Genomic DNA, 16,820 nt, shown 5'->3' with positions numbered 1-16,820 from the left:
AAAATAAGGTTGTAACGATGAAATGGGACTGGATTTTCTTTGATGCCGACGAAACGCTGTTTACGTTCGATTCGTTCGGCGGACTACAGCGGATGTTTCTCGACTATAGCGTGACCTTCACCGCTGAAGATTTTCAGGACTATCAGGCGGTAAACAAGCCGCTGTGGGTGGATTACCAGAACGGTGCCATCACCGCGTTACAGCTTCAGCACCAGCGCTTTGACGTCTGGGCGGAACGCTTAAAGGTCAGTCCGGGGACGCTGAACGAGGCGTTCCTGAACGCGATGGCCGATATCTGTGCGCCACTGCCGGGGGCGGTTTCCCTGCTGAATGCGTTGAAAGGCAAGGTGAAGCTGGGGATCATCACCAACGGTTTTACCGCCCTGCAGCAGATCCGCCTCGAGCGCACCGGCCTGCGCGATCATTTCGACACGCTGGTGATCTCCGAAGAGGTGGGTGTACCTAAACCGGATCCGCGTATTTTCGATTATGCGCTGTCGCAGTCCGGTAATCCTGACCGCGATCGCGTCCTGATGGTGGGTGATACGGCAGAGTCAGATATCCTGGGCGGCATGAATGCCGGTCTGTCGACTGTCTGGCTCAACGCGCATGGCCGCGTGAAGCCTGAAGGCATCGAGCCGACCTGGACCGTGACGTCGTTGAACGAACTGGAGCAACTCCTGTGTAAACAATGATTGCCTGCCCCCCATTGATGGGTAAAATAGCCGCAATTTTGTATTCCATGATGCGTGGCGTGCTGCCGCGCTTATAAAAGAAGATTTAATTATGACGTTGTCTCCTTATCTGCAAGAGGTGGCCAAGCGCCGCACTTTTGCCATTATCTCGCACCCGGATGCCGGTAAAACGACCATCACCGAGAAGGTGTTGCTGTTCGGACAGGCGATCCAGACTGCGGGTACCGTTAAAGGCCGTGGCTCCAGCCAGCATGCAAAATCTGACTGGATGGAGATGGAAAAGCAGCGTGGTATTTCGATTACCACCTCCGTGATGCAGTTCCCGTATCACGACTGCCTGGTGAACCTGCTGGACACCCCGGGCCACGAAGACTTCTCCGAAGATACCTACCGTACCCTGACGGCGGTGGACTGCTGTCTGATGGTGATCGACGCCGCGAAAGGTGTAGAAGACCGGACCCGTAAGCTGATGGAAGTTACCCGTCTGCGCGATACGCCGATCCTCACCTTTATGAACAAACTCGACCGTGACATCCGTGACCCGATGGAAGTGATGGACGAAGTGGAAAGCGAGCTGAAAATCGCCTGTGCGCCAATCACCTGGCCAATTGGCTGCGGTAAGCTGTTCAAAGGGGTGTATCACCTCTATAAAGACGAAACCTATCTGTATCAGACCGGTAAAGGCCACACCATTCAGGACGTTCGCGTGGTGAAAGGCCTGGATAACCCTGAGCTGGACGTGGCAGTCGGCGAAGAGCTGGCCGCGCAGCTGCGCGACGAGCTGGAGCTGGTGAAGGGCGCGTCTCATGAGTTCGACAAAGCGCTGTTCCTGAGCGGTGAAATCACCCCGGTCTTCTTCGGTACCGCGCTGGGTAACTTCGGCGTTGACCACATGCTGGACGGTCTGGTGGAGTGGGCGCCGCGCCCGATGCCGCGTAAAACCGACACCCGTGAAGTGGAAGCAAAAGAAGAGAAATTCACCGGATTCGTCTTCAAAATTCAGGCCAACATGGACCCGAAACACCGCGACCGCGTGGCCTTTATGCGCGTGGTGTCCGGTAAGTATGAAAAGGGCATGAAGCTGCGCCAGGTGCGTACCGGTAAAGACGTGGTGATTTCCGACGCGCTGACCTTTATGGCGGGCGATCGTTCGCACGTTGAAGAGGCGTATCCGGGCGACATCATCGGTCTGCACAACCACGGTACGATTCAGATCGGCGATACCTTCACCCAGGGCGAAATGATGAAGTTCACCGGTATTCCGAACTTCGCACCGGAGCTGTTCCGTCGTATCCGTCTGCGCGACCCGCTGAAGCAGAAACAGCTGCTGAAAGGCCTGGTTCAGCTCTCCGAAGAGGGCGCCGTGCAGGTGTTCCGCCCAATCGCGAACAACGATCTGATCGTGGGCGCAGTCGGTGTGCTGCAGTTCGACGTGGTTGTTGCCCGTCTGAAGAGTGAGTACAACGTGGAAGCGATTTACGAGTCTGTGAACGTCGCGACCGCGCGCTGGGTTGAGTGTTCTGACGTGAAGAAATTCGAAGAATTTAAGCGTAAGAACGAAATTCAGCTGGCGCTGGATGGCGGCGATAACCTGACCTATATCGCACCAACCATGGTGAACCTGAACCTGACGCAGGAACGTTATCCTGACGTTCAGTTCCGTAAAACCCGCGAGCACTAATCCCCTCTCAGAGCACGGCTGCCGCCGTGCTCTTCTTTAATTCCTGTCTTATTAATCCCTTGCGGAATGTTCTTAATTCAACGCAATTTCACGCTATTCGCGCGTTTTTTACCCAATTCTGAAAGCGGCTCTGTGAGAGTGATCTATATTTAACTCAGTGTTTAACACCGGGCGTGGATAAATTAACTGTTCAATGCATGACTTTAGGTTATCCATTTTGCCCGTGTGTTTATTCGCAATATATAAAACTACTAAGGAAGTATGTAGCCCGAATAACGGGTCAACACAGGAATAGATCGATGAATATGACAAGACTGAAGATTTCGAAAACTCTGCTGGCTGTAACCCTGGGTAGCGTTCTGGTGAGCGGCTCTGCTCTGGCGGAAAGCAGCACCATGGATAAAGCACAGTCCACGGCCGATAGCGCAGGGCAAAAAATCGATAGCTCTATGAATAAAGTCGGCAACTTCATGGATGACAGCTCAATCACAGCAAAAGTGAAAGCCGCACTGGTGGATGATGAATCCATCAAAAGTACCGATATTTCCGTTAAGACCGACAAGAAAGTGGTCACGCTGAGCGGCTTTGTGGAAAGCCAGGCTCAGGCCGAACAGGCGGTGAAAGTGGCGAAGGGCGTCGAAGGTGTTGCCTCCGTCAGCGATAAGCTGCACGTACGTGACGCCAAAAACGCGTCGGTGAAAGGTTATGCCGGTGATGCTGCGACCACCAGCGAAATCAAAGCTAAACTTTTAGCAGATGACATCGTGCCATCCCGCAAGGTGAAAGTAGAAACCACCGATGGTGTGGTTCAGCTCTCCGGTACGGTAGATTCGCAGGCACAAAGTGAACGTGCCGAGTCCATCGCGAAAGCGATTGACGGTGTGAAAAGCGTTAAAAACGATCTTAAAACGAAGTAAATCTGGACCATTCGCCCGTCTGGCTGACTCCAGCGGGCGAAATAAGAACGACTCTGGAAAAACGCCGGTGAGTGACCTGAGCGCTCACGTTTAGCGGCCGACATTAACTATGGTAAAGGAGAAGCTTATGTTTCGTTGGGGCATTATATTTCTGGTTATCGCGTTAATTGCCGCCGCATTGGGCTTTGGTGGACTGGCAGGTACAGCGGCATGGGCAGCTAAAATTGTCTTCGTTGTCGGTATTATTCTGTTCCTGGTCAGCCTGTTTACGGGTCGCAGACGTCCGTAGCAAACGCAATATTCCTTCAACAAAATAAAGCCAGTCACTGCGACTGGCTTTTTCTTATTTGCGTAACAGGCCGGGTGCGTTACTGTGGTGTTATAAAATAATCAAAACAGGAAAGCAGAGGTGGGGCAACGAATTCCCGTTACGCTCGGCAATATTGCGCCGCTGACGTTAAAGCCGTTTCGCGCAGGTCAACTCGCGCTGGTCTGCGAAGGTGGAGGACAGCGCGGCATTTTCACCGCCGGCGTGCTGGATGAATTTATGCGCGCGCAGTTCAACCCGTTTGATCTTTACTTCGGCACCTCTGCCGGGGCGCAGAACCTCTCTGCCTATGTCTGTAACCAGCCCGGATACGCGCGAAAGGTCATTATGCGCTACACCACGGCGAAAGAATTTTTTAACCCGGTGCGCTTTGTGCGCGGCGGCAACCTGATCGATCTCGACTGGCTGCTGGAGTCGACCTCCAGCCAGATGCCGCTTGCCATGGATACCGCTGCCCGTCTGTTTGATAGCGGCAAAGAGTTCTGGATGTGTGCCAGCCGGGGCGATGATTATTCGCCGGGCTATTTTTCTCCTCAGAAGGAGAACTGGCTGGACATCATCCGCGCCTCCAGCGCGATCCCCGGCTTTTATCGTACCGGCGCCCTGCTGGACGGCATTAGCTATCTGGACGGGGGGATCAGTGACGCGGTGCCGGTGCAGGAAGCCGCCCGGCGCGGGGCGAAAACCATTGTGGTGATCCGTACCGTGCCGTCGCAAATGTATTACACCCCGCAGTGGTTTAAGCGGATGGAGCGCTGGTTGGGCGATAGCAGCCTGCAGCCGCTGGTGAATATCGCGAAGCAGCATGAAACCACCTACGGTGCGATGCAGCGTTTCATTGAAAAACCACCGGGTAAGCTGCGTATTTTTGAAATTTATCCGCCTAAGCCGCTGCTGAGCATGGCGCTGGGTAGCCGCGTTCCTGCGCTGCGCATGGATTACAAAACGGGGCGGCTGTGCGGGCGTTACTTCCTGGCGACGGTGGGGAAAATGCTGGCGGAGCAACCGCCGCTTCATCGACATAAACGCATTATTACGCCGCCTGCGATTGTTGCCAACGACGCCCTGACGGTGCCGCTGGTGGATATTCCGCAGGCAAATGACGCTTTACTGGATAACGAGGATCTGGCGTGACGCACCGCTTTGTTGATACGCACTGTCACTTTGATTTCCCGCCGTTTACGGGAGATGAAGCGCAAAGTATTGCGAAAGCGGCTGAGGCAGGCGTTCAGGCCATCATTGTGCCGGCAGTGGAAGCGGCCTATTTTTCCCGGGTGCTGGATCTTTCTATGCGACACCCCGCGCTCTATGCCGCGCTCGGCCTGCATCCGATTGTGATTGAGCGGCATCTTGATGAGCACATTGAAAGGCTTGATGAGGCAGTGCAGACCGCAGGAGACAAACTTGTCGCCATCGGTGAGATCGGCCTCGATCTTTATCGCGAGGATCCGCAGTTTGAGCGCCAGCAGACGATACTCGACGCGCAGCTCAGGCTGGCGAAGCGCCACGATCTGCCGGTGATCCTCCACTCAAGACGTACGCACGATAAGCTGGCGATGCACCTGAAACGCATCGATCTGCCTCGCAGGGGCGTTGTGCACGGTTTCTCCGGTAGCCTGCAGCAGGCGCAGCGTTTTATTGAGCTAGGCTATAAAATCGGCGTCGGGGGCACCATCACCTATCCGCGCGCCAGTAAAACCCGGGACGTGATGGCCCAGCTGCCGCTGTCGGCGCTTCTGCTGGAAACCGATGCCCCCGATATGCCGCTGAATGGTTTTCAGGGCCAGCCGAATCGTCCGGAACAGGCGGCGCGCGTGTTTACCACCTTGTGTGAACTGCGAAAGGAGCCTGAAGAGGTGATTGCCGGTGCGCTGCTTGAAAATACCCGTTCGGTATTTGGCATCACGCTATAGGTAAAGCGCCGGGCGGATCACCGTTATCTTCTGTTTTTCCAGCGCCTGCGCCAGCGGTTCAACGTCCTCGGGCGTGGCGCTGCGCCATGACGCCGCCTCACCGTAGACGCCATGCGCATGAAACGCGTTGATGCGCACCGGCACATTTCCAAGCCCGTGGATAAAGGTCGTTAGCGGCTTGAGATGTTCCAGGTAATCACATTGCTCTGGGATGACCAATAAGCGGAGTTCCGTCAAACGGCGACGATCTGCCAGCCAGCGGATGCTCTGCTTAATCTGCGGGTTCTCGCGCCCGGTCAGGAAGCGGTGATGCTCGTTCCCCCACGCCTTCAGATCCAGCATCGCGCCATCCAGTACCGGCAGCAGCTTTTGCCAGCCCGTTTCGCTTAACATACCGTTGCTGTCTACCAGACAGGTCAGGTGACGCAGGGCAGGATCGGCTTTGATCGCTGAGAATAGCGTCACTAAAAACGGCAGCTGCGTTGTGGCTTCGCCGCCGCTCACGGTGATCCCTTCGATAAACGGTGCGGATTTGCGGACCTGAGTGAGGATCTCGTCCAGGCTGAAGCGGTGCGCCATAGGCGTTGCCTGCTGCCGGCACAGGTGCAGGCAGGTGTCGCACTGCTGGCAGTCACTCTCCTGCCACCAGACGCGTCCGGCCTGAATAGTCAGCGCGTCGTGTGGGCAGTGGGGCACACAGTCCCCGCAGTCGTTGCAGCGGCCAATCGTCCACGGGTTGTGGCAGGTTTTACAGCGCAGGTTGCAGCCCTGCAGGAACAGCGCCAGGCGGCTGCCCGGCCCGTCCACGCAGGAAAAAGGAATGACCTGACTAACTAAAGCGCATCTGCTGTTCATGGCTAATCACGCGCGGTTGACGTTCGAGAATACGGGTATTGCGCGCGGCCTCTTCGCCCAGCCACGTGGTATTGGTGCGCGATCCGGCTTCCCGGTATTTCTCCAGATCCGACAAGCGAACCATGTAGCCGGTCACGCGGACCAGATCGTTACCCGCTACGTTGGCGGTAAATTCACGCATTCCCGCCCTGAACGCGCCCAGGCAAAGCTGAACCACCGCCTGCGGGTTGCGTTTAACCGTCTCCTCCAGGGTGAGAATATCGCTGATTCCGGAGTGATAATGTCTGTGGTGCGGTGCAACGGCCAGCAGATGGCTGATGGGATCCGGCTCGTCGCCGTAGGGCAGACGCGCGCCCGGCGTGGTGCCCGAATCGGAACTGATCCCCGACTGCGCGTGCAGCATCGCGCGGTGCTTCCAGCCGTGCTTCACCGGCGTGTTTTCCACAAACGCCGCTAGCTGTTCGCTGATGCGATAGCCCAGCGCGTTGGCCTGCTCATCTTTGCCGTAACGCCCTGCAATGCCTGCTTTCTCACAGAGCACGTTTACCGCTTCCGCCAGGCCGTACATGCCAAACATTGGCACAAACCGATCGGCATCAATCAGCCCCTCTTTTACCAGGAAGCTATTCTCAAAGAAGCCAGATTGCTCGTACAGGAAACCGCAGCGGGCGTCGATGATGGCAATTTGCTGCTGGCAGTAGTGCGGTAGCGTGCGGGTGAAGAAGTCGTCAACCGATGCGCTGCGTTCGGCAATAGCCTTTAGGTTAAGGCGCACCAGCGTACTGCCACCGCCCGCCAGTGGCAGGGAGTTGTAACAACTCACCACGCCGTAACGGCCTTTTGTGAAAATTTTATCATTCATCGGGCCATTAGAAATATGCGGTTTGCTGCATTCACATATGTTTTTTGCCACCTCGAGCAGCAGGTCGTCCGGGGTGATATCGGAATCGTAGATAAAGGTCAGATTCGGTGCGACCTGCTTCAGCTCTGCATCGGCACGCAAAATGGCGCGTGTGACGGGCGTATCCGCCGGGCCGATATTGGCGTGCATAAACGCATCCGGGAGCGTACGGTCGAGATAGCGCCAGAAACGTTTTATTCGGCTATCGATCTCTTCTTGTGTTAGAATTATAACATATGGAGTTAAGATCGCATCAAGCTGACCGAGATAGACCGGCATCGATGTGACGGACGGAACATGATGGTAGAGGATGGTTAACAGCGAGAGGGCATCGTCGAGATCTTTCGCCCCTTCCAGCTCCAGCCATTCTGAACCGTTAGCCAGAAATTTTGCGTAATCCGGCAGAACGTAACGGGGTTTGTAAGGCGCGTGGCCTTCGAACATGTCGCAGATAAACCCTTCGTCCAGCGCGGCTCGCGCGGCCTCAGGAAGTGCCGGATAAGGCAGGTTGTTTTCCGCTTCCAGCGCCAGAAAATGACGTTTTTGTTCCGGGGTTAACACCGGGCTTGTCACAATATGCTGGCAACGTTGTTGCAGGGCGTCGGGGCTGGAGTGGGGCATATTCGCTTCCTTGAGTGTTCTGCGGATGATGAACGGATTGTAGGAAGCCAGCCTGTCGGGGCTTTTGATCCGACAGGGGGTATCGCTGCTTTAGTAGACAATTTACGCGCTAAAGTTTGAAGAAGATCTCATTACAGTAATGCAAATTTGTACGCAGTTTTCATTAACTGTGATGAATGTCGAAGTGTGGATGCGGGTGAATGTTAGAATACTCACAGACCCGCAAGGTAAAATTTATACGGTACTGCCGTTGGAGAATGTTATGACCGATTTAACTGCAAGCAGCCTGCGCGCGTTGAAGCTGATGGATCTGACCACCCTGAACGATGACGACACCAATGAAAAAGTCATCGCCCTGTGCCATCAGGCGAAAACGCCGGTGGGTAACACCGCAGCCATCTGTATCTACCCGCGCTTTATCCCGATTGCCCGTAAGACGCTGAAAGAGCAGGGTACGCCGGACGTGCGCATTGCTACCGTAACTAACTTCCCGCATGGCAACGATGATATCGAGATTGCGCTGGCAGAAACCCGCGCGGCGATTGCCTACGGCGCAGACGAAGTTGACGTGGTATTCCCGTACCGCGCGCTGATCGCCGGCAACGAGCAGGTCGGTTTTGATCTGGTGAAAGCCTGTAAAGACGCGTGTGCGGCGGCAAACGTGCTGCTGAAAGTGATCATCGAAACCGGCGAGCTGAAAGAAGAGGCGCTGATTCGTAAGGCGTCTGAAATCTCCATCAAAGCCGGTGCCGATTTCATCAAAACCTCTACCGGTAAAGTGCCGGTGAATGCGACCCCAGAAAGCGCGCGCATCATGATGGAAGTTATCCGCGATATGGGCGTGTCCAAAACCGTTGGTTTCAAACCCGCGGGCGGCGTGCGTACCGCCGAAGACGCGCAGCAGTTCCTGGCGATTGCCGACGAGCTGTTTGGTGCCGACTGGGCCGATTCCCGTCACTACCGCTTCGGCGCGTCCAGCCTGCTGGCCAGCCTGCTGAAAGCGCTGGGCCACGGCGACGGTAAGAGCGCAAGCAGCTACTGATTGCCAGACAACGCCGGATGACGCTTCGCTTATCCGGCCTACAGGATCGTAGGGCGGGTAAGCGTAGTGCCACCCGCCACAACTCCCCCGATTCCGCATGGAGGTTACCGTGTTTCTCGCACAAGAAATTATTCGTAAAAAACGTGATGGTCATGCATTAAGCGATGAAGAGATCCGCTTCTTCATCAACGGCATTCGTGATAACACCGTCTCAGAAGGGCAGATTGCGGCTCTGGCGATGACTATCTTCTTCCACGATATGTCGATGCCTGAGCGCGTGTCGCTGACCATGGCGATGCGAGATTCAGGAACCGTTCTGGACTGGAAAAGCCTTAACCTTAACGGCCCAATTGTGGACAAACACTCCACCGGCGGCGTGGGCGACGTGACGTCTCTGATGCTCGGCCCAATGGTGGCGGCCTGTGGCGGTTACATCCCGATGATCTCCGGGCGCGGCCTTGGCCACACCGGCGGTACGCTCGACAAACTGGAAGCCATTCCGGGCTTCGATATCTTCCCGGATGACAACCGCTTCCGCGACATTATTAAAGACGTTGGTGTGGCGATTATCGGCCAGACCAGCTCTCTTGCTCCGGCAGACAAACGTTTTTACGCAACCCGCGATATTACCGCGACCGTTGACTCCATCCCGCTGATCACCGCCTCTATTCTTGCCAAAAAGCTGGCGGAAGGGCTGGACGCGCTGGTGATGGACGTGAAGGTCGGCAGCGGCGCGTTTATGCCGACCTATGAACTTTCTGCTGCGCTGGCCGAAGCGATCGTTGGCGTCTCCAACGGCGCGGGCGTGCGCACCACCGCACTGCTCACCGACATGAACCAGGTGCTGGCGTCCAGCGCCGGTAACGCGGTTGAAGTGCGTGAAGCGGTACAGTTCCTCACCGGTGAATACCGTAACCCGCGCCTGTTCGACGTCACCATGGCGCTGTGCGTTGAGATGCTGATCTCCGGCAAGCTGGCCAAAGACGATGCTGAAGCGCGCGCGAAACTGCAGGCGGTGCTGGACAACGGCAAAGCGGCGGAAATCTTCGGCCGTATGGTCGCGGCGCAGAAAGGCCCGACCGATTTCGTCGAGAACTACGCGAAATACCTGCCAACCGCGACGCTCAGCAAAGCGGTGTATGCCGATAGCGAAGGTTTCGTTTCTGCAATGGACACCCGTGCGCTCGGCATGGCGGTGGTCTCGATGGGCGGCGGCCGTCGTCAGGCATCAGACACCATTGATTACAGCGTCGGCTTTACCGATATGGCCCGTCTGGGCGACAGCGTTGACGGTCAACGTCCGCTGGCGGTGATCCACGCCAAAGACGAAGCCAGCTGGCAGGACGCGGCAAAAGCGGTGAAAGCGGCCATTACGCTTGACGATAAAGCGCCGGAAACCACACCGACTGTCTATCGCCGTATCACCGAATAGCGGTATACTGATCTGATCAATCATTTTTAAGCACTACGTACGGAGAACAATTATGAAACGTGCATTTATTATGGTGCTGGACTCATTCGGCATCGGCGCAACCGAAGATGCAGAACGTTTTGGTGACGTGGGTTCCGATACCATGGGTCACATCGCGGAAGCCTGTGCGAAAGGCGAAGCGGACAACGGTCGTAAAGGCCCTCTGACTCTACCTAACCTGACCCGCCTCGGTCTGGTGAAAGCGCATGAAGGCTCTACCGGTAAAATCGCAGCCGGTATGGACGGCAACGCGGAAGTCGTGGGTGCCTACGGCTGGGCGCACGAGCTCTCTTCCGGTAAAGATACCCCGTCTGGCCACTGGGAAATCGCCGGTGTGCCGGTGCTGTTCGACTGGGGTTATTTCTCCGATCATGAGAACAGCTTCCCGCAGGAGCTGCTGGACAAGCTGGTGAAGCGTGCCAACCTGCCGGGCTACCTCGGTAACTGCCACTCTTCCGGTACCGTGATTCTGGACGAGCTCGGCGAAGAGCACATGAAAACCGGCAAGCCGATTTTCTACACCTCTGCTGACTCCGTTTTCCAGATTGCCTGCCACGAAGAGACCTACGGCCTGGATAAACTCTACGAGCTGTGCGAAATCGCCCGTGAAGAGCTGACCGAAGGCGGCTACAACATTGGCCGCGTGATCGCGCGTCCGTTTATCGGCGACAAAGCGGGTAACTTCCAGCGTACCGGTAACCGTCACGACCTGGCCGTTGAGCCACCGGCGCCAACCGTGCTGCAGAAGCTGGTTGAAGAGAAAGACGGCCACGTGGTGTCCGTGGGTAAAATCGCGGATATCTACGCCAACTGCGGCATCACCAAAAAAGTGAAAGCCACCGGTCTGGATGCGCTGTTCGATGCCACCATCAAAGAGATGAAAGAAGCGGGCGACAAGACCATTGTCTTCACCAACTTCGTGGACTTCGACTCCTCCTGGGGCCACCGTCGCGACGTAGCGGGCTACGCGGCCGGTCTGGAACTGTTCGACCGCCGTCTGCCGGAGCTGATGGAGCTGGTGGGTGAAGATGACATTCTGATCCTGACCGCGGACCACGGCTGCGACCCAACCTGGACCGGTACCGACCACACCCGTGAGCACATTCCGGTGCTGGTGTACGGCCCGAAAGTGAAGCCGGGCTCGCTCGGTCACCGTGAAACCTTCGCGGACATCGGCCAGACTATCGCGAAATACTTTGGTACGTCTGACATGGAATATGGCAAGGCTATGTTCTGAGGTCATTGCCGGGTGGCGGCTGCGCCTTACCCGGCCTACAAAACCGTAGGCCCGGATCGCTGCGCGCCACCGGGCAAAAAAACTCAAATGAAAAGGAACTGAAGATGGCAACTCCTCACATTAATGCAGAAATGGGTGATTTCGCTGACGTCGTATTGATGCCGGGCGACCCGCTGCGCGCGAAGCACATTGCTGAAACCTTCCTGGAAGACGTGCGTGAAGTGAACAACGTTCGCGGCATGCTGGGCTTCACCGGTACCTACAAAGGTCGCAAAATCTCTGTGATGGGCCACGGTATGGGTATCCCATCCTGCTCTATCTACACCAAAGAGCTGATCACCGACTTCGGCGTGAAGAAAATCATCCGCGTTGGCTCCTGCGGCGCGGTGCGCATGGACGTTAAGCTGCGCGACATCGTTATCGGTATGGGTGCCTGCACCGATTCCAAAGTGAACCGCATGCGTTTTAAAGACCATGACTTCGCGGCGATTGCTGACTTCGGCATGGTGCGTGACGCGGTTGACGCGGCAAAAGCGCTGGGCGTTGAAGCGCGCGTGGGTAACATCTTCTCTGCTGACCTGTTCTATGCACCGGACGGCGGCGAGATGTTCGACGTGATGGAAAAATACGGCATTCTGGGCGTGGAAATGGAAGCGGCGGGTATCTACGGCGTTGCGGCTGAGTTTGGTGCGAAAGCGCTGACCATCTGCACCGTGTCCGACCATATCCGTACCCACGAGCAGACCACCGCTGCCGAGCGTCAGACGACCTTCAACGACATGATCAAAATCGCGCTGGAATCCGTTCTGCTGGGCGATAAAGAGTAAGCGCTGTTGTGCCGGGTGGCGGCTTCGCCTGACCCGGCCTACGGTATTGTAGGCCCGCTAAGCGCAGCGCCAGCGGGCTTTTTTACTAGCGCACGGCCTGCGCAATCCACGCCGACAGCTCCCGCAGCTCTTTTTCCTGCTCCGGAAAATCCCCAATCAACGCGTCGCATTCCTGCTGCAGCATATCCGCCCGGTACAAACAGCCTTGCAAACGAGCAGCCAGCGCCTCTAACGGTGCCGGGTTCAGGCTATCAGTAAACACCTGCGTGCGGGTGATATGGCCTTTCTCGACGTCAAAATGCAGCTCCACGCCGCCCCAGGTAAATCGCTCATCCAGCAGGTGTGAAAACGCCGGTGCCTGACCGAAATTCCACTCCCAGCTGCTCTGGCGGGCGAAGGTTTCCGCGAAGTTTGGCAGATCCGGGGTTTTATCTGGAGAGATTACCTCCGCTTCCACGCGCTCGCCGTAGTGCGCAAAGAACGCCTCGCGGATCGCATCGCATATCTGCTCGTGCGTAATCCCCGGCAACAGTTCTACCAGATTCGCTACGCGCCCACGCACGGAGGTAATCCCTTTAGCCTGGAGCTTTTTCTTATCAGGATTCAGGTAGTTCGCCAGACGGCTCAGGTCTGCGTTCAGCAACAGGGTGCCGTGGTGGAAGCCGCGATCCATCGTTTCGCGGTAGGCGGAGCCGGAGACCTTCCGGTCGCCCTCGGGGGTTTTCACCACCAGATCGTTACGCCCGGACGCTTCCGCCGTCACGCCGAGTGAATTGAGCGCGTTGAGGACGATGGACGTTGAGATGGTTTTGTCGTATTCCGGTTTGCCCGCCATAAAGGTAAAGCAGGTATTGCCCAGATCGTGAAACACCGCGCCGCCGCCGCTGCTGCGGCGCGCGAGGCGGACGTTATCCTCTTCCATACGCCGCGTGTTGCACTCTTTCCACGGGTTTTGCGCGCGGCCGATGACCACCGTATCGGCGTTACGCCAGAGAAACAGTACGCGCTGGGTAGCGGGCATCTGGCGGAAGATGCACTCTTCTACCGCGAGATTAAACCAGGGATCGTAAGAGTCAGAGATAAGCAGGCGTAACGTCGTCATGGCAAAGTTCCTTTTCCGAATCGTTCGCCTACTTTATCACTAATCTTTCTTCTCGCTCTCTTCGTCTTCGGGGACGGATTTGCTGGCGGTCAGCAGGAACGGGGATTGCTGCCAGCGCGAGCGCTTGCCCCGAAGCAGGGTGCGTGCCAGCACAACGCCGATGGCGAGTGAAAGCAGCAGCATCAGGCGCAGAATATTGGTGGTATTATCGACCTGTTTGGCTTCAGTAGGCAGGGTGTGGGTATCGAGGGTCAGGCGCAGATAGCCCAGCGGACCATTCTTCCCCTGAATAGGTTCGACGATCTGCTGGTTAAAATAGCCCCCGGCTTTTTTACCGTCCAGCGCCAGCCTGTCGCGCACGTCGACGTGCTCGCCCGCGCGGGCAATCAGGTTGCCTTGCTCATCATAGACGCCGGCATCAAGAATGCGGCTGTTCTCCGTGAGCTGGCGTAAAACCTGGCCTATTCGCTTATCGTCCGGCGTTTCGGTACGCATGGACGGCGCGACGTTGAGCGTCACCTGGCGCGCCAGCGTGCGGGCCAGCTCTTCAAACTGCGGGTTGCGTTGCCGTTGATGGTTCTGGCTAAACCACGATGCCCCTTGCATCAGCACCACTAATAGTGCGAGACAGGAGAGGACAATCACGGCGCGATGAAGCCGGAATTTCAGTTTTGCGCGAGCCATATTCCACCTGCTGAAAATTTACGGCTTAATGTTGCCAGAAGTGATGGTTACAGGGTAGCCTCATGCGTTATTTTCCCTCTGCAACCTTCCGGCGCGAACGAAATTACAGGAGCTTTAATGCCGAACATTACCTGGTGTGACCTGCCAACGGATGTCTCTTTATGGCCAGGATTGCCGCTCTCTTTAAGTGGCGATGAGGTGATGCCTCTGGATTACCACGCCGGTCGTAGCGGCTGGCTCCTCTACGGACGCGGTCTGGATAAGCAACGCCTGACCCAGTATCAAAGCAAGCTGGGCGCCGCGATGGTTATCGTCGCCGCCTGGTGCGTGGAAGACTACCAGGTTATTCGCCTGGCGGGTTCCCTGACGCAGCGCGCAACGCGTCTGGCGCATGACGCCGGGCTGGACGTCGCGCCGCTGGGTAAAATTCCGCACCTGAAAACCCCGGGCCTGCTGGTGATGGACATGGACTCAACCGCCATTCAGATCGAATGTATTGACGAGATTGCGAAGCTGGCGGGCAGCGGCGAGCTGGTAGCGGAAGTCACCGAGCGTGCGATGCGCGGCGAGCTGGACTTCGCCGCCAGCCTGCGCCAGCGCGTGGCGACGCTGAAAGGGGCCGATGCTAACATTCTGCGTCAGGTGCGCGACGTGCTGCCGCTGATGCCTGGGCTGACGCAGCTGGTGCTGAAGCTGCAGTCGCTGGGCTGGAAAGTGGCGATCGCCTCCGGTGGCTTCACCTTCTTCGCGGATTATCTGCGGGAAAAACTGCATCTGACCACCGTGGTGGCCAATGAGCTGGAGATCATGGACGGCAAGCTGACCGGCCAGGTGATCGGCGATATCGTAGATGCCCAGTACAAAGCCAATACGCTGACGCGTCTCGCGGAAAAATATGAAATTCCGGTCGTCCAGACCGTCGCCATCGGGGACGGGGCGAACGACCTGCCGATGATCAAAGCGGCCGGGTTGGGCATTGCCTACCATGCCAAGCCAAAGGTCAATGAAAAGACGGAAGTCACTATCCGTCACGCTGACCTGATGGGGGTGTTCTGCATTCTCTCCGGCAGCATTAATCAGAAATAACGGTCTGCTTTGTAGGCCGGGTAAGCGTAAGCGCCACCCGGCACGCAGGCTGCACAGAAATAACGAGGTAAACCGTGGCGAAAGCTCCAAAACGCGCATTTGTCTGTAATGAATGTGGTGCGGATTATCCGCGCTGGCAGGGGCAATGCAGCGCCTGTCATGCCTGGAACACCATCACCGAAGTGCGTGGTGTGGCGGCTTCGCCGAGCGTGGCCCGCAACGAGCGCCTGAGCGGCTATGCCGGTAACGCGGGCGTGGCGAAGGTGCAAAAACTCTCGGACATCAGCCTCGAAGAGCTGCCGCGCTTCTCCACCGGGTTCAAAGAGTTTGACCGCGTGCTCGGCGGCGGCGTGGTGCCGGGCAGCGCCATTCTGATTGGCGGTAACCCGGGCGCGGGTAAATCGACCCTGCTGCTGCAAACGCTTTGCAAGCTCGCTGAACAGATGAAAACCCTGTACGTCACGGGCGAGGAGTCACTGCAGCAGGTGGCGATGCGCGCGCACCGTCTGGGCCTGCCGACCGGCAACCTGAATATGCTCTCCGAAACCAGCATCGAGCAGATCTGCATGATCGCCGAAGAAGAGCAGCCGAAGCTGATGGTGATCGACTCCATCCAGGTGATGCACATGGCGGACATTCAGTCTTCGCCGGGCAGCGTGGCGCAGGTGCGTGAAACCGCGGCCTACCTGACGCGCTTTGCCAAAACGCGCGGGGTGGCGATTGTGATGGTCGGCCACGTGACCAAAGACGGCTCGCTGGCCGGGCCGAAGGTGCTTGAACACTGTATCGACTGCTCCGTGATGCTCGACGGCGACGCGGATTCCCGCTTCCGCACCCTGCGCAGCCACAAGAACCGCTTTGGTGCGGTGAACGAACTGGGCGTGTTTGCCATGACCGAACAGGGGCTGCGTGAAGTCAGCAACCCGTCGGCCATCTTCCTGAGCCGTGGCGATGAGATCACCTCCGGCAGCTCGGTGATGGTGCTATGGGAAGGGACGCGCCCGCTGCTTGTTGAAATTCAGGCGCTGGTGGACGTGTCGATGATGGGCAACCCGCGGCGCGTGGCGGTCGGTCTGGAACAGAACCGTCTGGCGATCCTGCTGGCGGTGCTGCATCGTCACGGCGGGCTGCAGATGGCGGATCAGGACGTCTTCGTGAACGTGGTGGGCGGCGTCAAAGTCACGGAGACCAGCGCAGACCTGGCGCTGCTGCTGGCAATGGTCTCCAGCCTGCGCGACCGACCGCTGCCGCAGGATCTGGTCGTCTTTGGCGAAGTGGGCCTGGCCGGGGAGATTCGCCCGGTGCCGAGCGGGCAGGAGCGTATATCCGAAGCGGCAAAACACGGCTTCCGCCGGGCGATCGTTCCCGCCGCCAACGTGCCGAAAAAAATCCCGGAAGGGATGCAGGTATTTGGCGTGAAGAAACTCGCAGATGCGTTAAATGTCTTTGACGACTTATAA

The 16,820-nt window shown here is 57.2% G+C and carries 16 protein-coding genes; 12 read left to right on the top strand and 4 right to left on the bottom strand.

Translation table 11 applies throughout. The features are described 5' to 3' along the window. Positions 1–17: 17 nt before the first annotated feature. From yjjG to N037_RS18305, 6 genes are all read left to right on the top strand, one after another. Positions 18–695 (top strand): pyrimidine 5'-nucleotidase, encoded by a 678-nt coding sequence (gene yjjG / locus N037_RS18325; protein ID WP_032642662.1) that lies wholly within the window; start codon positions 18–20, stop codon positions 693–695. A gap of 91 nt (positions 696–786) precedes the next feature. Continuing rightward, positions 787–2,376, top strand: coding sequence for a peptide chain release factor 3 (gene prfC / locus N037_RS18320; RefSeq protein WP_032642660.1), 1,590 nt, complete (start codon positions 787–789; stop codon positions 2,374–2,376). A 299-nt stretch (positions 2,377–2,675) separates the two neighbouring features. Further along, complete coding sequence (gene osmY / locus N037_RS18315) at positions 2,676–3,293, top strand: molecular chaperone OsmY (protein ID WP_023334427.1); 618 nt, start codon at positions 2,676–2,678, stop codon at positions 3,291–3,293. Positions 3,294–3,420: 127 nt separating this feature from the next. After that, a complete protein-coding gene (locus N037_RS24320) occupies positions 3,421–3,582 on the top strand; it encodes a DUF1328 domain-containing protein (RefSeq protein ID WP_003856556.1) in 162 nt (53 codons plus the stop codon). A gap of 120 nt (positions 3,583–3,702) precedes the next feature. After that, positions 3,703–4,755, top strand: coding sequence for a patatin-like phospholipase family protein (locus N037_RS18310; protein WP_008502074.1), 1,053 nt, complete (start codon positions 3,703–3,705; stop codon positions 4,753–4,755). Beyond that, entirely contained in the window at positions 4,752–5,534 is a 783-nt protein-coding gene (locus tag N037_RS18305; RefSeq protein ID WP_032642658.1) for a TatD family hydrolase, read from the top strand. The genes N037_RS18310 and N037_RS18305 overlap by 4 nt, the downstream gene beginning before the upstream one ends. Here the strand turns inward: N037_RS18305 and N037_RS18300 are convergent. Together N037_RS18300 and N037_RS18295 are read right to left on the bottom strand one after the other, a co-directional pair. Further along, entirely contained in the window at positions 5,529–6,389 is an 861-nt protein-coding gene (locus N037_RS18300; RefSeq protein ID WP_032642657.1) for a YjjW family glycine radical enzyme activase, read from the bottom strand. The two genes, N037_RS18305 and N037_RS18300, sit on opposite strands and share 6 nt — an antisense overlap. Further along, positions 6,364–7,911: a YjjI family glycine radical enzyme gene (locus N037_RS18295; protein WP_032642656.1), complete on the bottom strand. Its 1,548-nt coding sequence runs from the start codon at positions 7,909–7,911 to the stop codon at positions 6,364–6,366. The genes N037_RS18300 and N037_RS18295 overlap by 26 nt, the downstream gene beginning before the upstream one ends. A 262-nt stretch (positions 7,912–8,173) precedes the next feature. Between N037_RS18295 and deoC the strand changes: the two genes are divergently transcribed. The 4 genes from deoC (at position 8,174) to deoD (ending at position 12,488) form a co-directional block, all read left to right on the top strand. Then, a complete protein-coding gene (deoC, locus tag N037_RS18290) occupies positions 8,174–8,953 on the top strand; it encodes a deoxyribose-phosphate aldolase (protein WP_023310320.1) in 780 nt (259 codons plus the stop codon). 109 nt (positions 8,954–9,062) lie between these two features. Continuing rightward, positions 9,063–10,385, top strand: coding sequence for a thymidine phosphorylase (gene deoA, locus N037_RS18285; RefSeq protein WP_023334432.1), 1,323 nt, complete (start codon positions 9,063–9,065; stop codon positions 10,383–10,385). 52 nt (positions 10,386–10,437) lie between these two features. Continuing rightward, entirely contained in the window at positions 10,438–11,661 is a 1,224-nt protein-coding gene (gene deoB, locus N037_RS18280) for a phosphopentomutase (protein WP_023334433.1), read from the top strand. A gap of 104 nt (positions 11,662–11,765) precedes the next feature. Then, a complete protein-coding gene (gene deoD, locus N037_RS18275; RefSeq protein WP_010427122.1) occupies positions 11,766–12,488 on the top strand; it encodes a purine-nucleoside phosphorylase in 723 nt (240 codons plus the stop codon). An 85-nt stretch (positions 12,489–12,573) separates the two neighbouring features. Here deoD and lplA read toward each other — a convergent pair whose 3' ends face one another. Then, a complete protein-coding gene (gene lplA / locus N037_RS18270) occupies positions 12,574–13,590 on the bottom strand; it encodes a lipoate--protein ligase LplA (RefSeq protein ID WP_032642654.1) in 1,017 nt (338 codons plus the stop codon). Positions 13,591–13,629: 39 nt separating this feature from the next. Continuing rightward, on the bottom strand, positions 13,630–14,274 hold the full coding sequence (locus N037_RS18265) for a YtjB family periplasmic protein (RefSeq protein WP_023334440.1): 645 nt from the start codon (positions 14,272–14,274) through the stop codon (positions 13,630–13,632). A gap of 117 nt (positions 14,275–14,391) precedes the next feature. Between N037_RS18265 and serB the strand changes: the two genes are divergently transcribed. After that, positions 14,392–15,360, top strand: coding sequence for a phosphoserine phosphatase (gene serB / locus N037_RS18260; RefSeq protein ID WP_032642653.1), 969 nt, complete (start codon positions 14,392–14,394; stop codon positions 15,358–15,360). 74 nt (positions 15,361–15,434) lie between these two features. Beyond that, positions 15,435–16,820, top strand: coding sequence for a DNA repair protein RadA (radA, locus tag N037_RS18255; protein ID WP_014068810.1), 1,386 nt, complete (start codon positions 15,435–15,437; stop codon positions 16,818–16,820).

The sequence above is a fragment of the Enterobacter sp. EGD-HP1 genome (assembly GCF_000733275.2).
Classification (GTDB): Bacteria; Pseudomonadota; Gammaproteobacteria; order Enterobacterales; family Enterobacteriaceae; genus Enterobacter.
Note: the sequence above shows the minus strand (reverse complement) of the source record. Positions and strands in the feature narration are given on the sequence as shown.